Genomic DNA, 2,700 nt, shown 5'->3' on the forward strand with positions numbered 1-2,700 from the left:
CCAAACACCAATACCAAACTATAGTAAAGGTCCCGGGGTCTTTCCGTCCTGCCGCGCGTAACGAGCATCTTTACTCGTAGTGCAATTTCGCCGAGTCCATGGTTGAGACAGTGGGAAAGTCGTTACTCCATTCGTGCAGGTCGGAACTTACCCGACAAGGAATTTCGCTACCTTAGGATGGTTATAGTTACCACCGCCGTTTACTGGGGCTTAAATTCTCAGCTTCGATCTTGCGATCTAACCGGTCCTCTTAACCTTCCAGCACCGGGCAGGAGTCAGTCCGTATACATCGTCTTACAACTTCGCACGGACCTGTGTTTTTAGTAAACAGTCGCTTTCCCCTGGTCTCTGCGGCCATCACCGCTTCCCCCAGCAAGTGGGTTCACGGATCCGGCCCCCCTTCTCCCGAAGTTACGGGGGCATTTTGCCGAGTTCCTTAACCATGGTTGTCTCGATCGCCTTAGTATTCTCTACTTGATCACCTGAGTCGGTTTGGGGTACGGGCGGCTCGTTGCTCGCTAGAGGTTTTTCTCGACAGCATAGGATCACCCACTTCGCCATATATGGCTCCGCGTCACGTCTCAGACTCCACACTGAAGTGGATGGTGCGGATTTGCCTACACCACGTCCTACACGCTTGCCCACAGACAACCATCGCTGTGGTTGGGCTACCTTCCTGCGTCACCCCATCGCTTGACTACTACCAGCTCGGGTCCCACGCTCCGCTCACCAGCCTCGCCCCGAAGGGTCCGGTCCGATGAGTTTCGGGTGGTTAGCATCACCAGGTTCGTCATGGGCGCAACTTCGCCGGTACGGGAATATCAACCCGTTGTCCATCGACTACGCCTGTCGGCCTCGCCTTAGGTCCCGACTTACCCAGGGCAGATTAGCTTGACCCTGGAACCCTTGATCATTCGGCGCACGGGTTTCTCACCCGTGATTCGCTACTCATGCCTGCATTCTCACTCGTGTGGCCTCCACACCTGGATCACTCCGGCGCTTCACTGCCCACACGACGCTCCCCTACCCATCCAGCGCACTGAACACCCATCAAGTGGATGCTGATGTATTCGCTGAATGCCATAGCTTCGGCGGATGACTTGAGCCCCGCTACATTGTCGGCGCGGAATCACTTGACCAGTGAGCTATTACGCACTCTTTCAAGGGTGGCTGCTTCCAAGCCAACCTCCTGGTTGTCAATGCGACTCCACATCCTTTTCCACTTAGTCACCGCTTAGGGGCCTTAGCTGATGGTCTGGGCTGTTTCCCTCTCGACTACGGAGCTTATCCCCCGCAGTCTCACTGCTGCGCTCTCACTTACCGGCATTCGGAGTTTGGCTAACGTCAGTAACCTTGTAGGGCCCATCGGCTATCCAGTGCTCTACCTCCGGCAAGAAACACACAACGCTGCACCTAAATGCATTTCGGGGAGAACCAGCTATCACGAAGTTTGATTGGCCTTTCACCCCTATCCACAGGTCATCCCCTCAGTTTTCAACCTAAGTGGGTTCGGTCCTCCACGTCGTCTTACCGACGCTTCAACCTGCCCATGGATAGATCACTTCGCTTCGGGTCTTGAGCGCGCTACTGAATCGCCCTATTCGGACTCGCTTTCGCTACGGCTTCCCCACACGGGTTAACCTCGCAACACACCGCAAACTCGCAGGCTCATTCTTCAAAAGGCACGCCGTCACCCCAGCACAAGGCCAAAGCTCCGACGGATTGTAGGCACACGGTTTCAGGTACTATTTCACTCCCCGCCAGGGGTACTTTTCACCTTTCCCTCACGGTACTTGTCCGCTATCGGTCATCAAGGAGTATTTAGGCTTAACGGGTGGTCCCGCCAGATTCACACGGAATTTCAGGGGTTCCGTGTTACTTGGGAACACGCTCCAGAGCCAGCGTCTTACGTCTACGGGCCTATCACCCTCTACGGTACGGCTTTCCAACCGGCTTCGACTTCCACACTGGTTTCTTACTCTGCTCAAGCACGGCAGTACCTGATGAGCGGTCCCACGACCCCGTTCCTGCAACCCCTGCCGGGTATCACACAGAAACGGTTTAGCCTCATCCGATTTCGCTCGCCACTACTCTCGGAATCACTGTTGTTTTCTCTTCCTGTCGGTACTGAGATGTTTCACTTCCCGACGTTCCCTCCACACACCCTATGTGTTCAGGTGCAGGTAACACGACATGACTCGTGCTGGGTTTCCCCATTCGGACACCCCCGGATCACAGCTTGGTTGCCAACTCCCCAGGGCTTATCGCAGGCTCCAACGTCCTTCATCGGCTCTTGATGCCAAGGCATCCACCATGTGCCCTTCATAGCTTGTCTCAACAACGTCAGAACAACACACCATCGAAGACAACACCACAAAAGAAACACACCACCCCCACCCACAATCAAGGGCAAGGATGGCCACCGACCAACCCCTCAAGACAAGGAAGACTGGCCGGCACACACTACATACACATTCGCAACCACCCTCCCCACCACAGGCAGGAAGAACCAGTCGCGAAGATGCTCGCGTCCACTATGCAGATCTCAAACAACAACCCCACCAACCCCCTCCAGCGCACAAGCACCTTCAGGCGAAAGGAGGAACCAGAAGCCCAGACACCCTGACACGCCCACAACAGGCGCCGCCAGAACGGCTGATCCTTCAGGACCCAACAGTGTGTTCAACCAACCCCCAGCAC

1 rRNA gene is annotated in these 2,700 nt (G+C 55.5%); it reads right to left on the minus strand.

Annotation, left to right across the window (positions count from 1 at the left end):
* Window positions 1–2,335 (minus strand): 23S ribosomal RNA (locus tag F4692_RS20615); the annotation flags it as partial.
* Between the last annotated feature and the right edge of the window lie 365 nt (window positions 2,336–2,700).

The organism is Nocardioides cavernae (assembly GCF_013410035.1).
Lineage (GTDB): Bacteria > Actinomycetota > Actinomycetes > Propionibacteriales > Nocardioidaceae > Nocardioides > Nocardioides cavernae_A.